This is a genomic window from Diaphorobacter sp. LI3, from assembly GCF_022807955.1.
Classification (GTDB): domain Bacteria; phylum Pseudomonadota; class Gammaproteobacteria; order Burkholderiales; family Burkholderiaceae_C; genus Diaphorobacter; species Diaphorobacter nitroreducens.
On the sequence record NZ_CP094346.1, the window covers coordinates 2,416,689 to 2,435,898 of the forward strand.

General features: G+C 57.5%; 14 protein-coding genes. 10 read left to right on the top strand and 4 right to left on the bottom strand.

The genetic code is table 11. The annotated features are described in order from the left end of the window. Window positions 1-18: 18 nt before the first annotated feature. Window positions 19-1,494 (bottom strand): carbohydrate porin, encoded by a 1,476-nt coding sequence (locus MRB47_RS11220; protein WP_252100726.1) that lies wholly within the window; start codon window positions 1,492-1,494, stop codon window positions 19-21. Between the two features lie 297 nt (window positions 1,495-1,791). Next, on the bottom strand, window positions 1,792-3,444 hold the full coding sequence (locus MRB47_RS11225) for an NRAMP family divalent metal transporter (protein WP_252100727.1): 1,653 nt from the start codon (window positions 3,442-3,444) through the stop codon (window positions 1,792-1,794). Between MRB47_RS11225 and MRB47_RS11230 the strand changes: the two genes are divergently transcribed. Beyond that, the gene (locus MRB47_RS11230) at window positions 3,437-3,790 is read left to right on the top strand and encodes a hypothetical protein (RefSeq protein WP_252100728.1); all 354 of its coding nucleotides are present in this window, start codon (window positions 3,437-3,439) and stop codon (window positions 3,788-3,790) included. The genes MRB47_RS11225 and MRB47_RS11230 overlap by 8 nt on opposite strands. Window positions 3,791-4,098: 308 nt before the next feature. On the opposite strand, the gene MRB47_RS11235 is transcribed toward MRB47_RS11230, so the two are convergent. Then, window positions 4,099-6,381: a Tn3 family transposase gene (locus tag MRB47_RS11235; protein ID WP_411275750.1), complete on the bottom strand. Its 2,283-nt coding sequence runs from the start codon at window positions 6,379-6,381 to the stop codon at window positions 4,099-4,101. A gap of 38 nt (window positions 6,382-6,419) precedes the next feature. On the opposite strand from MRB47_RS11235, the gene MRB47_RS11240 reads away from it, so the two are divergent. Then, window positions 6,420-7,715 carry an ISL3 family transposase gene (locus MRB47_RS11240; RefSeq protein WP_252100729.1) on the top strand — a complete coding sequence of 432 codons (1,296 nt, stop codon included), beginning with the start codon at window positions 6,420-6,422 and terminating at the stop codon, window positions 7,713-7,715. Here the strand turns inward: MRB47_RS11240 and MRB47_RS11245 are convergent. Beyond that, window positions 7,636-8,445 (bottom strand): DUF4158 domain-containing protein, encoded by an 810-nt coding sequence (locus MRB47_RS11245; protein WP_252100730.1) that lies wholly within the window; start codon window positions 8,443-8,445, stop codon window positions 7,636-7,638. The genes MRB47_RS11240 and MRB47_RS11245 overlap by 80 nt on opposite strands. A gap of 229 nt (window positions 8,446-8,674) precedes the next feature. Here MRB47_RS11245 and MRB47_RS11250 point away from each other — a divergent pair, with 229 nt between their 5' ends. The 8 genes from MRB47_RS11250 (at window position 8,675) to MRB47_RS11285 (ending at window position 19,159) form a co-directional block, all read left to right on the top strand. Beyond that, entirely contained in the window at window positions 8,675-8,842 is a 168-nt protein-coding gene (locus MRB47_RS11250) for an HPP family protein (protein ID WP_252100731.1), read from the top strand. A 52-nt stretch (window positions 8,843-8,894) separates the two neighbouring features. Further along, entirely contained in the window at window positions 8,895-9,050 is a 156-nt protein-coding gene (locus MRB47_RS11255; protein WP_252100732.1) for a hypothetical protein, read from the top strand. 80 nt (window positions 9,051-9,130) lie between these two features. Beyond that, window positions 9,131-10,426: an ISL3 family transposase gene (locus MRB47_RS11260; RefSeq protein ID WP_252100729.1), complete on the top strand. Its 1,296-nt coding sequence runs from the start codon at window positions 9,131-9,133 to the stop codon at window positions 10,424-10,426. A 306-nt stretch (window positions 10,427-10,732) separates the two neighbouring features. After that, window positions 10,733-11,917 carry an IS4 family transposase gene (locus MRB47_RS11265; protein ID WP_110820759.1) on the top strand — a complete coding sequence of 395 codons (1,185 nt, stop codon included), beginning with the start codon at window positions 10,733-10,735 and terminating at the stop codon, window positions 11,915-11,917. 293 nt (window positions 11,918-12,210) lie between these two features. After that, entirely contained in the window at window positions 12,211-13,617 is a 1,407-nt protein-coding gene (locus MRB47_RS11270; RefSeq protein ID WP_252100733.1) for a carbohydrate porin, read from the top strand. Between the two features lie 94 nt (window positions 13,618-13,711). Continuing rightward, a complete protein-coding gene (locus tag MRB47_RS11275) occupies window positions 13,712-14,827 on the top strand; it encodes an efflux RND transporter periplasmic adaptor subunit (protein WP_252100734.1) in 1,116 nt (371 codons plus the stop codon). A gap of 7 nt (window positions 14,828-14,834) precedes the next feature. Beyond that, the gene (locus MRB47_RS11280) at window positions 14,835-17,924 is read left to right on the top strand and encodes an efflux RND transporter permease subunit (protein ID WP_252100735.1); all 3,090 of its coding nucleotides are present in this window, start codon (window positions 14,835-14,837) and stop codon (window positions 17,922-17,924) included. Further along, window positions 17,921-19,159, top strand: coding sequence for a TolC family protein (locus MRB47_RS11285; protein ID WP_252100736.1), 1,239 nt, complete (start codon window positions 17,921-17,923; stop codon window positions 19,157-19,159). Before MRB47_RS11280 ends, MRB47_RS11285 begins: the two co-directional genes overlap by 4 nt. Window positions 19,160-19,210 lie beyond the last annotated feature (51 nt).

A 19,210-nucleotide genomic window follows, 5' to 3' on the forward strand; every position in this document is an offset into this window, starting at 1 on the left:
TTTCGTTACATCCCAATGTCAGTATTCAGCATGCAGGCGAATACCCACGACATTGACCGGGCCGCGATCCGCGTTGTAGGCTGGATTGGCAATCCGCTGGAAATCAAGAGTGATATTTGAACACTTCGTCAGAGAAAATGAATAATACGTTTCGAGTATCGTCTCAGGGCGATAGCGAAGAGCGCCGTCGCCAATGAAAAATGAGATTCCGCCGGCTTCCAGATAGCGTCTGCGATCTGCCGAAATGGCATTGATCATCACCGACACTCCCAGCGTGTCGTCTGCCCGACTCCATTGGGTTCCCTTCACGGATACCCCTGCGGCAAGGGATCTGTCGACCTCGGTAAATGCGTGGGTTTCGCTTCCGCCATCGGACCACATTGCCCTAAAGAACGTGCCGGTATCGTTGCTTAATCCTTGCTCCACGTTGATGCCTAGCCCGTATTTCACTTGGTGGCTCTGGCGAACATTGAAAATGTATTGCCGCCCATTAACCGGATCGGGAACCCACCCAACAGAATTCCCATATGCCAATGCGTCGCTAAACCGGGCGAGATGGGCCTGATTGCGCCAAGCCAGTACACGAATTGCGCCAGGTTGTCCTCCCAGTTCATGACCACGTTCAATCTCGATCTGATCTCCGTAGTGCTGATCGATCCGATAGTCTGCAAACGGGCCATTGGGTTCCGTTGGGCCGGAGATTCTTCCGAAGCGAACAACCCAGTTGTCTTGATACCATTCACCGGCGAATCCCCAACTGTATCCGCGTGCGTCGGAAGCATAGTCGTAAGAGGCATGGGTCATGTTGGCCGCGCTCATGAACTGTGTCCGGGAATCTTTCGCGTATTTGTTGTTGTCGAAGATATCCAGTGCGGAGAACTTCCCAATAGTCAGTACAAAGCGATTGGCATCGACAATTCCGGCCAACTGATTTGCAGCCGCCTCGAGCGGCAGTCTTTCGCCTCCGAGGTTCCATGTCTGCCTGAGAAAGAAGCGAGGAAAATATCCCTTGAGGGTCGCTCCGGAGGTTCTGGTAATCTCACCGTTGGTTCCAGTTCCCAGGCCAACGAGATTGCCGGTAAATGCCTGGCCTTGCACAAGTTCGGTATTGAGATAGATTTCGCCGTCGCGCCAAGGGCGCAACCCCAGAAAAGCCGTCGCAGTGAACGTATAGCTCTTGTCCTGATTGGGGGTCAGGCTATTGGTGCCCGTGTAGGGAGCCCGGAACTGCGGGTGTCTTTGCCAGACATATGTGGTCTGGTAATGCGCATTCCAGACTTCGTATTCATCCTCGCCGAGCGTACTGTCAAAGGACTTCATGGCCTGAATCGACGTTTCCGCCTTGGCCGGCGATGAGGTCAATTGGCCTAGCACCAACGACGCAAGAAAAATCAATAGCCCCCACAGCAAAGCCTCTATTGGCGCTATTCTCTGCGCGATCTTGACTTCAGCGTTTCGTGGGCAGACACGCCCGGTAACAGCAATTTGACGCATGATAGTTTCCATTCCTGAGCGCGAATTCCATCTGCGTGGGGTACAAAGGCCACGAATGGAATTCGTTGGGGGAGCAAGAACAGCTAAAGCCGTTCTTCTATTTCGAACAGATCGGGCCACCTCAGCCCGACTTGGACGAAATAGGGAAACTATCTCTACAAGTTCACCGGGCTGAAGTGGCGCGTCTAGGGCAACTTTCTGGATCCATTGTCGATTCCTCTAGTTACGCGGTCGTTACGCAGTCGGAAACTGCGAATATGCCGTTTGATTTATCAAATGACGGGGCGTGAACCCTGCTCAAGCTCCAGTGGTTCCGGATATCGCCATCTTGATCAGTTTGACCAAGAGCAATCCTGCGGCGATCACCAGATACAGCCGCAGCACCCCCATCCAGACTCGGCTGGTCAGCGTCAACCGAGCCGGCGGCAGTTGGTCAAGCGGCGGCATGCGCCAGTGCAGTTTGTGTTCGGATGCCACCGCCAGTGCCAGTTCCGGAGCTACGCCACGAAACCGTTCGTAGGCACGCACCGCAAGCGTCATAACGATGCCCAGGGCAGTGCCGCCGACCAGCACGCCGAGGATCTGTCCGTCGGTGATTTCCGGAAACAGCACCGAGGCGGTCAGGATCACCGAAAGCATCACCAGCACAGCAATGACGGCGGCGGTAAAGATATTGACCTTGCGGCTGTTGGCCCACGGGCCGAGCACGGCCTTGTCGTTGCAGAGCAGGAGCAGGAACACCGTCGCACTGGGCAGCAGCACACCGGCCAGGGTCTGCACCAAGTTGGTCAGCAGCCCCAGCGGCGTGCCCGGCGTCAACACCAGCGCGGCCGCCACCACGATCAGGCCAAAAAAAACGGCATAGAAACCAAGCGCCTCGGTGGGCTTGCGATGCAGAGAGTGCTTGATCGACAGCACGTCGCCCAACGCATAAGCGGTGGACAACGAAACGGCAGCGGCACCGACGATGCAGGCATCGATCAGCGCCAGGGCAAACAGCACGGCCGGCGTGCGGCCGACATATTGCTCCATACCAACAGCGACAGCGCCGGCATCAACGAAGTTGCCGAATTCCGGCCGATCAGCGAAAGTGACAGCACTGAAACTCATCATGGCCACGGCGCCGACCACGACCAGCACGATGCCCAGCCACAAATCGACCTGCTCGTACTTCATGAAGCGCGGCGTGATCCGCTTGTCGATGATGTAGCTTTGCTGGAAGAACAACTGCCACGGCGCGACGGTGGTGCCAACAATGGCGATAATCAGGAGCATGACCTCGGACAACTTGCCACCCTCGGGCATCCTGGGCACAAAGAAGTCGTGCGCGAGTTGCCCCATCGGCGGATGCACCATCAGAAACACCGGCACCAGCAACAGACTGCCGAACACGAGAAATAGCGCGAAGCGTTCGAAGCGTCGGAAGTCGCCTGTGCTGGCGGCCAGCATGATGACGATGGCCGCAATCGGCACGCCCCATGCCTTCGAGATGCCCAGGTAGTCCAGCCCCAGCGCAATGCCGATGAACTCGGTGACGATGGTCAGGGCATTGAGCAGGAACAGGTCGACGATGGAGAAAGCGCCCCAGAACTTGCCGAAGCGCTCGAAGATCAGCCGGGCATGACCGACGCCGGTGACGGCGCCGAGCCGCAATACCATTTCCTGATTGACGTAGAGCACCGGCACGAGCAGGAACAACGTCCACAACAAAGCGGTGCCGTAGTTCTGCCCGGCCTGGGTATAGGTGCCGAAGGCGCCGGCGTCGTTGTCGCCAACCATGACGATCAGCCCCGGCCCAAGGATGGCCATCAGGGTCTTCAGTCGCTGACCGAAGTTACGGCGCGGATGCGTATCGTGATGGGCGATGGTGCCGAAGGCACCGCGAATGTCGCCGACATGGGCACTGTCGAGGACGGCGGTGGCGGCATGGTCATGTTGGTTGATGGACATCTTGAACTCCCGAAAATACGTTCGGCGTGGCCGCCTTTCAGCGGCCCAAGCCCAGGCGGCCGGCTCCGGCGAGCAAACCATAGCTGCCGATACTTACGGGGAGACCTCGATCCTGCCAGGCGCGGAGCGTGCTGCCGGGGGTGGCCTGGCTAACCGTCCAGCCAATGATCCACTGCTTGGCCACAGCGGCGCGGCCGGCGAAGGACAGGCGATTGTTTTGCGTTTTGAAGTTCATTTGAGCACCTCCGAATTCTCCCGAACGGCACGCGCCGACGGTCTGGATTACGGTGCCGGCAAAGACATCGCCGGATCAAGCGATCCGCCGCTGTCTCGTTACGGCCGATGAGCGGCGCCTTGTGGAGCGACGCAAGATCGAACCGATCCGGCAGGGAAGAGGAAGGTGCTGGAAAGAAGGATTTCCGCCGTGGCGGAGCAACTACCGAGGAAGCCTTGCTTTGACGCACCGTCCCGCTGAGTCAGCGAGACGGCGGGGGAGTATGGACTCGTGCCGCAAATCTCGCTGTTACTGCGAAGATCGACTAGAGCAACTGTCCATGTGGGAAACTCCCGAAATGAAAACGGCGCGAATGGTGATCTTGTTTCGCGCGAAAGTCAACAACAACTTTTAAGGGGCGCGATACCCTTATCAGCCTGTCATTTTCGGGCGCTGGTGCGAAGCGGCTCAGAAAGTAGCCATTCGGCGTACTCGTTGATGGCGAAACTGAGCGTCCCTCTGAAATTGATGTTTGCGTAGTGCGCCGGGCTGATTTGCGACAGCCACTCCAGATTCTCTTCCTCGGTGGCCAAGCCGTTTTCGCCAAAGATCACTTCTTGCATGCGGGTGGCTGTCCAGGCCAGACACAGGTTAGTGAGCAGCGTCAGGGAGCCGGACACAGCATACAGTTCTTCTTCCCGTTGCCCCCGCGGCTTGGAGAATGATCCGGCGTTGATGGCGCGCTGTAGTGTATGCACGGCTTCGCCATGGACCAGAATCCGGTTTACCATCCGCCGCAACTCCGGGCTCAGGAAATAGTCGCACAGGTAGATGCTGCGGATCAGCCGGCCCAGATGAACTCCGGCGCGATAGATGGGGCTGTCCGAAGAAGCCGAGCCATAGCGGGCCAAGGCCACGGTAGCCGTCGAATGCCCGGTTTCGATCGAGGCCGTGAGCCTGACCAGATCGTCCCATTCGGACTGAATTCCGCGCAGTGAGATGTTGGGAACGACGATCCCCATAAGCGCTTCGGGAACATTCCTCATCCGGCTCGGAATGTAGAGACGGCGCTCAGATGCACGCTTCAGGCGGGGACACAGCGCGAATCCATCCAGCTTGGCGATCGCCATGGCGAACTCGGTGTAGCCATGGGTATCGACCGCCAGTCGATCAAGGTCGACCTCCCGCTGTCGGATGGCACCCTCAAGAGCGGCTCCCGCTTGTCGTTCATTGAGGATGATGGGCTGATCGTAGATGACGCTCCAGAAGTCCGCCATGTGGGTATAGGTTCCAACCGACGGCACATTGCGCTTGGGGTCCAACCGGGCTACCCAAATCTTGCGGGAAACGTCGAGACTCATCATGTCGGCCGAGGCAAGCGACCCGTCACCCCAGCGCGACGCAATCGGTAGGCGCCGCTGAAATCCGACAACGGCGTCGTTGGCTGCCCGAATGACTTCCCGATCTTCGAAATACTGCATGCCGGCGAGTATCTGGTTGGGTTTGAGTTGCGGCACCATCAGGCTGACGGTCGTAGCATCCAAGGCCGTCGCGTGGGCGAGCATGCCGGCGTAAACCTGCAAGAGTTCCGTTTCCGTCCTGGCCGTCCGTCCAATGACAATCTTGCTGAAATGCACCCGGCTATCCATTTCTAGGATCAGGTTCGGCAGTTGCACAACCCCGATCCGGTTGAACACGAGATCGCGCTTTTGGTCGACCTCGATACGTTCTTCCCGTGTACCGTCCCGGGGTGTGGAGATGTTCTTACCGTTGATCTGGACGGTGCCGGCCGACACGGCAGCGTCGAGAGCCACCAGTTTCGTCTCCAATTCCGCGACCAGGGACTCGATAAAGTCTTCCGGGCGCAGCGGCAGGGACAGTTGGGCATAGCGTTTGACCTTGTCTCGCGCCCATTGGTCGGGGGCGATCATAAGGCGGTGCCGGCCGCGAAATTTCTCGCTCTGGTCGACATACACCGCTCCGCTGCGCAGGGATTTCCTCAATCCGAGCAGCGTTGCAGCTTCCAATCCGCGCATAGCACGCTCACGATCCTCTCCTTCGATGATGTCTTTCCAAGGGGAGGGGACATTGACGCCAAGCGTAGTAGGCAGTTTCCTGATGTTCTGGGTGTTGAGCGTTCTGAGGTAGTCGAGCCGTTCCTTGCCGGGATCATGCGGTTCGGCCTGGATATCGAGCTTCTGCATTTCGCTCAGAAGCGCCCGAAGCTGATTATTGGGTTCGGACAGAATCCAACGGGCGGCCGCTGCGCGTGACGGAAATTGACGGGGCTTCTGCTGTTCCGCCAGGGCGATGATGTACTCTCTAACCTCGGCATCCGAGACGGAGTTATCCTTTGCTCGTTCGACGACTTGATCGAAGGCCTCCGCTCTAGAGAGTGCCCCCTTTGCCTCGACTTCGCGGGCTTTCTCGTAGGCATTGCGGGCAATCTTGGCGATCTGGCGACCACCCAGCATGATTGCGGCGTCGGTGGCCTGCATCAAGGCCAGCTTGAGGAAGCAGATCATGCGCAGCGTCCGGGTCGGATCCTTCAGTTCCCTATATTTCACCGGTCGAATGCCTTGGAGTTCGCCAGCGTAGGTGCGGATCTTCTCGATAGCGACACTTTCGATATCTACCTTGTCAATTCCCAGCTTCTTCAGAAAGGGCTCTTCGTCGTTTGACGACGGTAAAAAGGGATGACTGACATCCCTGAGATCGAGTATCTACCTGGGTTCTCTGAGGACGCAGATAGGCAAACGATATGGGAGCAGTCATCCCGGTGGGGATTTTGGGGTACGAGGGTCAAGTGATCAAGGAAGTTCGACAGGACGAAGCGACAGGCAAGGTGACGGTGGTGTGCCGGCGTGACCGGCGCCATCGCCCCGTGGACTCGAAGAACGGACGTGCCGGTCCGATCAATCGCTGGTTGCGGCGAACGGTGCGGGATATTCCCTTGGGTGGCCGACCCTGCGAGGTCGAGATCGAGTACGCGCAGGTCTTCCTGTCGCCGTCGTGCGTGCGCGTTGAAGCCCTGCCGTTTGTGGCGCCCGGCACCCGGGCGACGCGGCGCTTTGCCCGCCTGGTGTCCGGGCTGTGCCGACACATGCCGATTGACGCCGTGGCGCGGCACACGGGGTTGTCCTGGCACTCGGTGAAGGCGCTCGATGCGGCCTCGCTGGCCGAGACAGTGGTACCGCCGCGTCCTGAGTTGCTCACGGGCATCCGCTATCTGGGCGTCGACGAGGTGGCGCGCGCCAAGGGGCATGACTACGTGACCTTGGTTTATGACCTGACGCCCGGAGAGCGCTGTGGCCGCATTCTGTGGGTGAAAGAGGGGCGTGACGCCGCTACCCTGCTGGAGTTCCTTGATGCGCTCTCGCGAGAATGCGCGGACGGCATCGAGGCGGTGGCCATCGACATGGGACTGGCCTATATCGCTGCCGTGCAGAAGGGCTTGCCGTCTGCCGCCATCGTCTTCGATCGCTTCCACGTCATGCAGATGTTCAGCAAGGTGATCCGCGATTGCCGGCGGGCGCAATTCAAAGAAGCGAAGAAACTCGACGATCTGACCGGTCAGCAGACCATCAAGGGGAGCCTGTGGCTGCTGCTCTCCAATCGCAGCACACTCAAGGACTCCGACCAGAGCCGGCTTGACCAGCTGCTGGCGCAGAACCAGCCGCTCGCGACGCTCTACACCCTCAAGGAGCAGTTGCAGCGCTTGTGGCATCAACCCACTTCGTCCGCTGACATGGCCGCCCGCCTTGATGACTGGTGCGGCTTGGCCACCGCCGCCAGGATCACTGGCTTGGCGAAATTCGTGAAGACTTTGCAGTCGCATCGCTCCGGCATTTGTGCCTACGCCGATCATCAGATCACCACGGCCCGGCTGGAGGCCGGCAACGTGTCCATTGGCCTACTGCGGCGTCGGGCGCGGGGGTTTCGTGACACCGCTTACCTCAAGCTCAAGATCTACCAACTCAACACCCCGGATACGCCATCGTTCCTCTATGCCAATGTCCCGGCGCCTGCTTCAGCAACCCGGATGTCCACCGTATGAAAACGACGAAGAGCCTCAGAAAGTCGATTCGGTCAAGCCGCTCACGCACGGCATTGATGGACTTCCGTCGTGGCGGCTGTTGCAGCCATTCGAGGGCAGTGCGCCCCGTATTGGCGTAGCGGCTTAGGACGGCACCTTCCAGCCGCGTGAAGTCGGATGCCGAAAGCTGACGCCGGATCATCCGGAAAATGCCTTCTTCGGAATCCGACATGGCGCGACGGGCAACGTCCCGAATAACTCGGTCGCCGAGGGTCAGGTAGCGATGGTGGTACAGCCAGAGCTTGCCGCGTTCTACCAGGATGTCGACACTGGCCGCATAAGCTGCCTCCTGCCGAAGGAAGGGCAGGAGGGCTCTCTGTTGTTCAGGCGTCGCACGGGAAAATCCGAGCAATTCCAGAGCCCACCACTTGTGCTCGTAAAACGTTTTCTCGCGGCTGTAGATCGTGCGAAGGCTGGCGATGGTCAGCGCAGGCTGATCCAACTGCGCAGAAATGTGCCGAAGCAACTTGGACGGGATAACCTGAGCACTTTCCAGCAGGTTGCCCGTCATTTTGATGAAGCCGACTTGAACGGCAGCGGCAACTCGGTGCTCCGCGCGAAATCGCTTGCGGAGGGCGGCGATTTCATCATCCGAAAAGGTGAAGAAGGCCCGAAGTTCGACCACTGATAGCGTCTTCGGGAATATGGTGGTGCCGAGATACTGGTGCTGCCAGCGATGGATATCAGCCATGACTGCCTCCCAGAGCATTAGCAGGCGCATCCTGCGCCATGGTGAGGTTGTTGGTCAACGAACGTATTGATAGACAGGCGATTTTGCCGATAATTGTCGGCAGGCGGACTCTAAACCCGCGTGGTTGAGCGAAGAATCGGGGAAACCGCCAAATTCAGCACGAAAGGTACGGGAACCCTATATTCGCGAGCTAATCATGGCCGGCGATGATCAGAGACTGGCTGAAATCATGACAGACAACATCATCAGCCTGGAACCCGATGAAACACTGAGAGATGCCATCGAGATGTTCGAGCGCTATACGTTCCGGGCGATTCCTGTGGTCAATGAGGATGACCATCTGCTTGGCGTTGTTTCCTTTGGAAGCATCAAGGGTCTCAAGCCACGCCTAGCTTGATGGGATATATCTCATTTATCCAAAATCATCCGTAACCCGCAGAGGAAAAGCCATGAAACTGGGAAAAGCCTACAAATTGGCTGCATTGGCCGCGGCTCATAAAACCCGTGCCATAGTGCTTCTCGAAAGAGGGGATCACGATAGTGCCAAAAAAGAGGAAATCGCCTACCTGAATCGGATTGAGGAAATTCGGCTCTTCGTCGTTTGACGACGGTAAAAAGGGATGACTGACATCCCTGAGATCGAGTATCTACCTGGGTTCTCTGAGGACGCAGATAGGCAAACGATATGGGAGCAGTCATCCCGGTGGGGATTTTGGGGTACGAGGGTCAAGTGATCAAGGAAGTTCGACAGGACGAAGCGACAGGCAAGGTGACGGTGGTGTGCCGGCGTGACCGGCGCCATCGCCCCGTGGACTCGAAGAACGGACGTGCCGGTCCGATCAATCGCTGGTTGCGGCGAACGGTGCGGGATATTCCCTTGGGTGGCCGACCCTGCGAGGTCGAGATCGAGTACGCGCAGGTCTTCCTGTCGCCGTCGTGCGTGCGCGTTGAAGCCCTGCCGTTTGTGGCGCCCGGCACCCGGGCGACGCGGCGCTTTGCCCGCCTGGTGTCCGGGCTGTGCCGACACATGCCGATTGACGCCGTGGCGCGGCACACGGGGTTGTCCTGGCACTCGGTGAAGGCGCTCGATGCGGCCTCGCTGGCCGAGACAGTGGTACCGCCGCGTCCTGAGTTGCTCACGGGCATCCGCTATCTGGGCGTCGACGAGGTGGCGCGCGCCAAGGGGCATGACTACGTGACCTTGGTTTATGACCTGACGCCCGGAGAGCGCTGTGGCCGCATTCTGTGGGTGAAAGAGGGGCGTGACGCCGCTACCCTGCTGGAGTTCCTTGATGCGCTCTCGCGAGAATGCGCGGACGGCATCGAGGCGGTGGCCATCGACATGGGACTGGCCTATATCGCTGCCGTGCAGAAGGGCTTGCCGTCTGCCGCCATCGTCTTCGATCGCTTCCACGTCATGCAGATGTTCAGCAAGGTGATCCGCGATTGCCGGCGGGCGCAATTCAAAGAAGCGAAGAAACTCGACGATCTGACCGGTCAGCAGACCATCAAGGGGAGCCTGTGGCTGCTGCTCTCCAATCGCAGCACACTCAAGGACTCCGACCAGAGCCGGCTTGACCAGCTGCTGGCGCAGAACCAGCCGCTCGCGACGCTCTACACCCTCAAGGAGCAGTTGCAGCGCTTGTGGCATCAACCCACTTCGTCCGCTGACATGGCCGCCCGCCTTGATGACTGGTGCGGCTTGGCCACCGCCGCCAGGATCACTGGCTTGGCGAAATTCGTGAAGACTTTGCAGTCGCATCGCTCCGGCATTTGTGCCTACGCCGATCATCAGATCACCACGGCCCGGCTGGAGGCCGGCAACGTGTCCATTGGCCTACTGCGGCGTCGGGCGCGGGGGTTTCGTGACACCGCTTACCTCAAGCTCAAGATCTACCAACTCAACACCCCGGATACGCCATCGTTCCTCTATGCCAATGTCCCGGCGCCTGCTTCAGCAACCCGGATGTCCACCGTATGAAAACGACGAAGAGCCGGAAATTCCAAGCACCTTTCGCCAAGAGGTCGGCCCATTTATCGACGCTTGCCTGCAACGTAAGCGTTGTGCTTATCAATGCCACGAGTGCCGCACGCCGATCTAGTTGACTTTATATCCTACCCCCCCCGAGGGCAATGCTCTCAACTTTAGCTTATAGCCCTTGTGAACCCTATGGGAAACGGGTAAAATGGCGTTCGTTAAGTCATTGATAAATAGACAATATGAACTCGAATACTCGACCACGAGTCGCTGCTGTCCGAGTTCGCTGACTTTCTGCTCGACCCCGCGCTGGCCGAGCAGGTACGTCTTCGGCCTGGGGCCTTCACCCGCGATCGCAAGCTCACCCTGCCGCGCCTGGCGGCCATGATGATCTCGGGCATGTGCGCGAGCGTTCAAGCCGAACTCGACGCCTTTTTCGGTCGCCTGCATGCGGTGCCCGGGCGGATCCGCGAGGTCAGCGCACAGGCCTTCAGCAAGGCCCGCCAGGGGTTTTCGGGCCGGCTGTTCGAATTGGCCAGTGCGCACCTGCTGCACCTGGCGCGCCCGCACATAGAGGCGGCACGCTGGAATGGCCGCCGCGTGGTGGCGGCTGATGCGTCGCGCCTGCGTGTGTCGACACGCAAGACGGCCGCACTGACGGCGGACCACTACGCGTTTGCCTTGTTTCTGCCGGGCACCGAACTCACGCTGCACGCCAGTCTGCATCCGGCCGACGGCTCGGAGCGGCAGATGCTGTTCGAGGCGCTCGACGCACTCGATCCGGCGCAGGATCTGCTCGTGCTCGACCGAGGTTACGTCGGCAACACCATGGCAGCGACGCTGGCGCAACACGGCATGGCCTTCTGTCTGCGCGTCGATGCCAGCGGCTGGCGTTGCGTCGCCGACTTCCGACGCTCGAACGAGGCCGAGCGCGTGGTCACACTGTCGCCGCCCACCGCACGCGATGCCAGCACGTTCGATCTGGCCCGCACCGCCACCACCGTGCGCCTGATCCGCAACATCGCTCCGAACGGCCAGATCCGCGTCCTGATGACCAACCTGCTCGATGCCCAGTCGTATCCGGCCGCGCAGTTCAGCGCGCTCTATCACCAGCGCTGGCGCGTCGAGGAGGCCTTCAAGCGCATCAAGCATCGTCTGCGCCTCGAGGCCACGACGGGGTTGAACTACCTCGCCCTGCAGCAGGACTTCGCCGCCAAGATCCTGGCCGACAACCTGTGCGCACTGCTCAGCGGCAGCGGCACCGACGACGCCATCCAGACCGGCTCCCGCCCGAATCGCACCTACGCATTCGGCGCACTCAAGCCCATCCTCGCCGGGTGCCTGCTCGGCATCGCTCAGGCATGGGCGGCATTGCCCGATACCCTGGCCGCCATGGGCCGCAGTCGATGCCGCATCCAGCCAGGCAGAAGCTACCCACGACCGCCCCGAAGCAAGCCACATTTGCATATGTCCTATAAGGGAGCGTTAAGTTGAGAGCATTGCCCCCGAGGGGATATTGCTAGGCAATTTCGACGATGTTAAAATGCGCCCATCTCATAACAAGGGGGCCATTCGTGGACAGCTCCAGTAGTCGATCTTGGATTAGAACCACTCTGGCTAGGTAACAACAAGGGCATTCCCCCTTCTACTACCTTGCCAATTGGCGGGTAGTGGCATTTCGACAACCGGTTCCGGTTGCTCAGTCTGCTTCCCATACGAAAAACAAAGCTGAGTTCGCTTGCTCAGCGACGGCTATCGGCAAAATTGACCGGGGCCAAGGGGAAGGTATGCGTTTTAAATTCATTTCAAAGCGTGCGCTTGCGCTTTTCAGTCTGCCCGGTTTTCTGTTGGGCTCGTGGGCGCCGGCCGTCCATGCGACTGACGACATCGGCAGAGAAGAGACTCAGGTCAAGTTCCAATTTACCAACATTTCGCAATATCACCGTGCATTCGGAGAAAGGCGTCCGGCTGGTTTTGATGAGAGCAAATATTCGGGAAGCTTCCCTGTATACAGCCTGACCAATACCTCAGATCGCTCATATACGCGAACCCTGACCGGTTTTTTTGGCTTTCGGCCCTGGGTCGGCGGCGAGGTCTATCTAAACCCTGAAGTTACTCAAGGTGTGCCGTTTACCAGCAATTTGATTGGGATGGGCGGGTTTTACAACGGTGAAATTACCCGCGCAGCGGGAACCAACCCAAAGTTATACCGGCAGCGTCTTTTCCTGCGCCAGACCTGGAATATGGGTGGTGAGGAGCAAAAAATAGAAAGTGATCTGAACTGGATGGCCGGGACCGTAGACAAGAATCGCGTGGTGCTCACGCTGGGAAATTTCTCGACCTTGGACGTCTTTGACAAGAACGCCTATTCGAACGATCCGCGTCGCCAATTTATGAACTGGGGGCACATGAATAACGTGGCCTTCGACTACGCAGCCGATGCCCGCGGTTATGGCTGGGGATTTGCTGCTGAATGGTATCGAGATAACTGGGTAATGCGATTTGGACGGATGACCGGACCGAAACGGCCCAATGAATTACCCATCGACGCCCAGATATTGCGCCACTATGGTGACCAACTCGAGGTCGAGCACGACCATGAAATCAACGGCCAACCAGGTGCAGTCCGGGTCATTGCTTATCGCAACCGGGCAAAACTCGCGTCGTTCCGTGATGCCATCAACTATGGCAATTCCGTTGGCTGGGTTCCGGATGCAACCAATGGCATGGAATACATCCTGAATGTTCGTGGTGCCGAAAAAATCAAATACGGTTTTGGCATCAACATGGATCAGGCTATCTCAAGCAATCTCGGTGTCTTTTTCAAGGCTATGTGGTCAGACGGAAGAACTGAAACCTATGCTTTTGGCGAAGTGGACCGGTCGATTGCCTCCGGAGTCTCGATCAAGGGAGGCAACTGGAGTCGTGCCCAGGATACCTTGGGGATTTCATATTTAGCCCATTTCCTGTCAAAGGATCGCCGCGAATATTTGGAAAAAGGCGGCATCTCCTACTTCATTGGCGACGGGTGGTTGAACTACCGTCCCGAACAGATTTTCGAGACCTACTACAACCTGAATATCACCAAGAATCTCTGGCTTACCGCCGACCTACAACGGGTATGGAATCCGGCCTACAACGCGGATCGTGGGCCACTGAATATTTACGGTGCACGTATCCATGCCGAATTCTGATTCCCCCGGGACCGTCCATACGGGCTGTTCAGGATTCATTAAGGCTGGTGTTGTATTAATACCAGTTCAAGCTGTTCAGTAATAGGGGCGTTAAATGGTTCAAGAGCAAACGAAGGCAAGATTCATCGGATGTGGGTTGTTGGCTACAGTTGTTTTTTTGACGGCTTGTTCCCCAAATGCCCCGACCAGCGCCATATCTGGCGCAAAGTCAGAGGGTGTATCGATCCAGGAAGCCTCGCTCAAGTATCTTGAGATCGAAAGCGTGGGAAGTAGCAAAGCTGCCTTGGGCGGAGTCGTGCCCGGTCGGGTTGCGTTCCGACCGCAAGCCATGGCGGCAATCGGCACGCCAATGGCCGCACGCGTACTTTCGGTTGATGTGCGCCCAGGTGAGGTAGTCAAGGCAGGAGCCCCCCTGATAACCCTACAGAGCGCCGATGTCGCGGCAGCGCGTTCTGCCCTGGCGCAAGCTGAAGCCAGGGCGGCAGCGGCGGAAGATTTGTTACGCCGGCAAAACGAAATGGTCAAGAAAGGCGTCGGTCTGGACGTCGAGCGCTTTGGGGCTGAAACAGCCGCTCGTGAGGCTCGCGCTGAACTTGATCGGGCGGGTCGTGCCGTGGCACTTATCGGTGGGGGAAGTGGTGACCGGTTTGTCCTGCGCGCTCCTGCCAGTGGTGTTGTCCTTGCCATCAGGGCGAATGTCGGCGCGATCGTCTCGCCCGGAGGAGATGCGCTCGTTGATGTTGGTGATCCGAGCAAGCTTTGGGTGGTTGCCGATATTCCCGAGAGCGAAGTTGGCGGAATCGTAAGCGGCCAGCTTGCCGATGTCCGCGTTCCCGGTGCAGATGCTCATTTTGAAGCAGCGGTCGATGGCGTTGGCCAAGTGGTTGATGGTGAACAGAGACGCCTTCCCATATACCTTGCGCTGAAAGGCGAGGTTCGGAAACTTTCTCCGGGGATGTTGGCTGAGGTCCGTCTGAATGCTGCCGGTGAGATCGGCCTGAGTTTGCCGAGTACGGCAGTTCTGATCAAGGATGGAAGTCGCCGGGTGGTTTATGTGCAACGTCCTGATGGCAAGTTTGAAGCCCGTGTAGTACGTACAGGGGTGTCCCGTGAAGGGCGAGTGACGATTCTGGAGGGGTTGCAGTCCGGGGAGAAAGTTGTCGTTCGGGGAGCATTGCTGCTCGACAGTGAAGCCGAACAGTTGCTCTGAGACGAACATGCTGAATTTACTCATTGAGACTTGTGTCCATCGGCGCTTGGCTGCGCTTTTCTTTACGGCGGTCGTGGCTGTTTTCGGGATTCGTGCCTATCTTGATACGCCCATTGAAGCTTTTCCGGATGTGACGAATGTCCAGGTCCAGGTAATTACTCAGATGCCCGGCTATGCGGCCGAGGAGGTTGAAAGGCAAATCACGGTCCCGTTGGAGCGCGCATTGAACGGAACCCCTGGCATGACCATGCTGCGCGGGGAAAGCCTGTTTGGCCTTTCTTTGGTAACCCTGATTTTTGATGACAACGTCGATCCGTTCAACACGCGCACGGTCGTTGCCCAACGGCTAACCCAGGCTGAACTACCCGAAGGCATCACGCCATCCTTGGCGCCAGAAGCGACGCCTCTCGGAAAAATCTACCGATTCAGGCTGACCAGCGATCGCCATGATCTATATCAGTTGCGTTCCGAAATGCAGTGGAATGTCACTCGTGTTCTGCGACAAGTACAAGGCGTGGCCGATGTGGTTCCCTTTGGTGGATTTCTCAAGGAAATTCATGTCGAAGCCAATCCGGGCAAGCTCTACGCTGCCGGTCTGACACTGAGCCAACTTGAGGAGGCGATTCGCAAAGCCAACCTCAATGTGGGTGGCGGGTTCCTGCGCCATGGCGATCAGGAGCTTACGATCCGTGGCATGGGCTATATCGAGTCCGTTGAGGACATCAAGAAAATCCCGTTGAAGACCAAGGACAGTTCTGCCTTGACGGTTGGCGATGTGGCCAGCATCAAGATGGCGCCAACACCGCGACGCGGCTCCGTAGGTTGGAACGAGCACAAGGAAGTCGTTGAAGGCCTGGTTTTGATGCGCCGAGGAGAGAATCCTTCGGTCGTCCTGAATGGCATCCATCGACAGGTTGAAGCCCTCAATCAAACCATCCTGCCCACAGGCATGAGGGTTGAGGTCTCCCATGATCGCAGCGTGCTGGTCAATCACACGCTATCGACCGTTCACGAAAACCTCCTGCATGGATTCTTGCTCGTTGTTGGCATCGTGTGGCTCTTCTTGCGCAGTGCTGTCGGCTCTGGCGTTGTAGCGGTTGTCATCCCCCTCTCGCTGCTGGTTGCTTTTCTTGGCCTGCATCTGATGGGATTGCCCGCCAACCTGATTTCCATGGGAGCCATCGACTTCGGCATCCTGGTTGATGGTGCGGTGGTTTTGGTTGAAAACGTCATTCACGCCATTCGCCATGAGAAACCAAAGGACCGCAAAGAGGTCCTGCACTTGGTCATTCGATCAGCGGTCGATGTAGGACGACCGACGTTCTACGCGATGCTGATCATCATCGCCGCTTTGTTGCCGGTATTCACCTTGCAATCGGTCGAAGGCCGCATTTTCCGACCGCTGGCATTGACCTACGCCTTTGCCCTGGCCGGAGCCCTAGTGTTCTCGCTGACTGTTGTCCCTGCATTGTGCGCATTCATGTTTAAACCGGAACACGCGGCATTGAAGGAGCCTGCGTGGGTTGAAAAATTGCGTGACAACTATCGGAGTTTGCTGCGCAAAACGCTGGCCAATGGCAAAACAACAGCAATGTTCGCGCTCGGCCTTTTGTTGCTCGGTGGCGTAGCCTCGACTCGACTGGGCACAGAGTTCCTTCCGGAACTGGATGAGGGAGATCTGGCTGTTTTTGTCGAAATGCCAGCCAGCATTGCGATGGAAAAGGGCCAGGAAATCCTGACGGATGTACATAAACGCTTAATGCAGTTTCCGGAAGCGATTGATGTTCATACCGAGCATGGCCGCCCCGAAGATGGTACCGACAACGAAGGGGTCAATATGCTGAAGACCTTCGTTCGTCTGAAGCCCGCTTCTGAATGGCGGTCAGGTTGGGACAAGGCAAAGCTCATACAGGCGATGCGCGAATCTCTGGATGAAATTCCCGGCGTACGCTTCAACTTTTCACAACCTATCAAAGATAGTGTCGAGGAGGCTGTAAGCGGGGTTCGCGGCAAAGTTGTGCTCAAGATATTCGGCAGCGATTTGGCGCTGATGCGTGAGACGTTGAAGCAGGCTAAGGCTGAGCTTCTGGATGTTCCTGGAGTAACAGAGCTTGATCTCTATCGCGATGTATCCAGCCCGCAATTACGCATCCACCTAGATCGCCAGGCATTGGCAAGAGCTGGAGTGCCTATCGAAGATGCGGCAAAAACAATTGAAACTGCGCTGGCTGGACGAGTCGTAACCCAATATTGGGAAGGCGAACGCCCTGTGCCGGTCCGTTTGTTGCTGCCGAAGTCAGTTCGGGATGATTTGGAGAAAGTTGCCGACTTGAACATTCCGACCCCTTCTGGTGCCAAGGTGCCATTAAAGCAACTAGCCAATATTGAAATTAGCAATGGCGTTGCCTCAATTGTTCGCGAAGGAAACGTCCGCTTCTTGGCATTGAAGTTCAATGTCAAAGGTCGCGACATGGGCTCGGTGGTCAAGGATGCGATTGCCATCGTGGATCAAAAAATCAAAGCACCAGAGGGGCATTACTTTGTCTGGGGGGGAGAGTTCGAGAATCAGGAACGAGCGGTCAAGCGCTTGAAACTGGTTGTCCCCATCGCCGTATTGCTTGTTCTGGGACTGCTTTATGCAGCCATGGGCAATGGTCGTAGTGCCTTGGCTATTCTGGCTACCGTACCGTTTGCGCTAACCGGAGGTGCTTTCGCATTATTGCTTGCCGGGATTCCTCTCTCTGTCAGCGCGGCCATCGGATTTATCGCCCTGCTTGGACAAGTCTCTCTGATGGGCGTATTGGTGCTTTCTGCCACCGAAACCCGTCGGCGAGCCGGCGAGAACTTTCTGTCAGCGATGCTGCAAGGCGCGTCAGAGCGTTTGAGGCCGGTTCTGATGGCGTCGTTCCTCGCTCTATTTGGGTTATTGCCGATGGCTCTTTCAACAGGCGTTGGCAGCGAAACTCAGCGCCCGTTCGCCCTGGTTGTGGTAGGCGGAATGTTGTCGACCCTGTTCGTCGCGCTATTCGTTTTGCCGACTATCTACAGTTGGATTACACCTGCGCAACTGCAAACACCTGAAGAGGCTGATGCATGATTAAACGCTATGTTCTGATTCCATTGCTGCTCGTGGGTGTTTCTGCTTACGGGCAATCATTGCCGGAAACAGTAAGTCTGGACACTGTTCTGGCGTTGGCGAGTGAAACCAACCCTCGACTGTCTTTGGAGCGCCAAAGTGTTGAAGCCGCGCAAGCAGACCGACGAACAGCGGGGGCATTTCCCAACCCAACCATCAGTTATGGCAAACAACGCCAAGGCGGCACGCAAACGCAGTACGACGGCAAGTGGTCGCAAAGCGCATCGATTGACCTCCCCCTATTGATTGCTGGTCAGCGAGGAGTTCGTGTGGAGGCCGCCGAAAAAGGTATTGATGCGGCACGTGCCCGGGTGGCGGCATCAGGGAACGACTTGTCCGCTGATGCTGGCGCGGCCTACGTCGCCTTACTGGCAGCACAAGAGCGGCGAGGAGCATTGACTTCCAGTCTCAAAGAACTTGAGCGATTGCGAGAAATTGTTGCTGGCCGGCAATCTAGTGGCATGGCCAGTGAATACGATTTGCTTCGTATGGATATCGAACAGGAGTCATGGCGCAGCCGCGTAGCCGAAGCTGAAGCCGATCTGGTCGATAAACAAAGTCAGCTCGCTTCGCTATTGGGTTTTTTCGGATGGAAGCCAAGGGCCAGTGGTTTGCTAAGGCCACTGGAAGTTCGACCAGAAGCTGCTCTGCCTACCAATAACCCGTCATTGATTGCAGCGAAAAAGGAAGAAGAATTCGCTTTGGCGGGGGTAGAGGTTGCTCGCCGGGAGCGTTTCCCCAACGTGTCCATCAATGTCAGTCGCACATCGACCAGCGACCCATTTGGTGCGGCAACCGGTTTGGGAATTTCCGTTGAAATACCTATTCTTGACACACGAGGTGGCGCGGTTGATCGCGCTCGTGTCGAGGCGCAGTCCTCGGCGTTGCGGCGCCAGATATTGGAAGCCGAAATTCAATCTGATCTATCGCGCTATGCGGCACAGGTTACTCACCGATCAAACGCGCTGGAACAATTTCGCCTTCGGATGGCCTCGCGTTTCCCGGCGCTGAAGCAGATGGCAGAAGATGCCTACAGGTTAGGCAAGGGATCGATTGTTGAACTATTAGACGCAACGCGGACTCGTTTTGAAACACAACTCGCGCAAATTGACCTAACAGCCAATCTGCTTGAGGCACAGGTGCGTTGGTTGGCGGTGTCAGGGAAACTCTCCAGTCTGAATCCAAGTACAAGATGAAATGGTTTGATATCGTCTGGATAAAGAGCTGATCGTTATTGATGCACTTGA

Bases quoted from the DNA above. Each gene is read 5' to 3' on its own strand.
- MRB47_RS11230 (WP_252100728.1), top strand. From the start codon at position 3,437: ATGGACATCTTGAACTCCCGAAAATACGTTCGGCGTGGCCGCCTTTCA.
- MRB47_RS11245 (WP_252100730.1), bottom strand. From the start codon at position 8,445: ATGGCTGATATCCATCGCTGGCAGCACCAGTATCTCGGCACCACCATA.
- MRB47_RS11275 (WP_252100734.1), top strand. From the start codon at position 13,712: ATGGTTCAAGAGCAAACGAAGGCAAGATTCATCGGATGTGGGTTGTTG.
- MRB47_RS11260 (WP_252100729.1), top strand. From the start codon at position 9,131: ATGGGAGCAGTCATCCCGGTGGGGATTTTGGGGTACGAGGGTCAAGTG.
- MRB47_RS11225 (WP_252100727.1), bottom strand. From the start codon at position 3,444: ATGTCCATCAACCAACATGACCATGCCGCCACCGCCGTCCTCGACAGT.
- MRB47_RS11250 (WP_252100731.1), top strand. From the start codon at position 8,675: ATGACAGACAACATCATCAGCCTGGAACCCGATGAAACACTGAGAGAT.
- MRB47_RS11220 (WP_252100726.1), bottom strand. From the start codon at position 1,494: ATGCGTCAAATTGCTGTTACCGGGCGTGTCTGCCCACGAAACGCTGAA.
- MRB47_RS11270 (WP_252100733.1), top strand. From the start codon at position 12,211: ATGCGTTTTAAATTCATTTCAAAGCGTGCGCTTGCGCTTTTCAGTCTG.
- MRB47_RS11240 (WP_252100729.1), top strand. From the start codon at position 6,420: ATGGGAGCAGTCATCCCGGTGGGGATTTTGGGGTACGAGGGTCAAGTG.
- MRB47_RS11285 (WP_252100736.1), top strand. From the start codon at position 17,921: ATGATTAAACGCTATGTTCTGATTCCATTGCTGCTCGTGGGTGTTTCT.
- MRB47_RS11280 (WP_252100735.1), top strand. From the start codon at position 14,835: ATGCTGAATTTACTCATTGAGACTTGTGTCCATCGGCGCTTGGCTGCG.
- MRB47_RS11255 (WP_252100732.1), top strand. From the start codon at position 8,895: ATGAAACTGGGAAAAGCCTACAAATTGGCTGCATTGGCCGCGGCTCAT.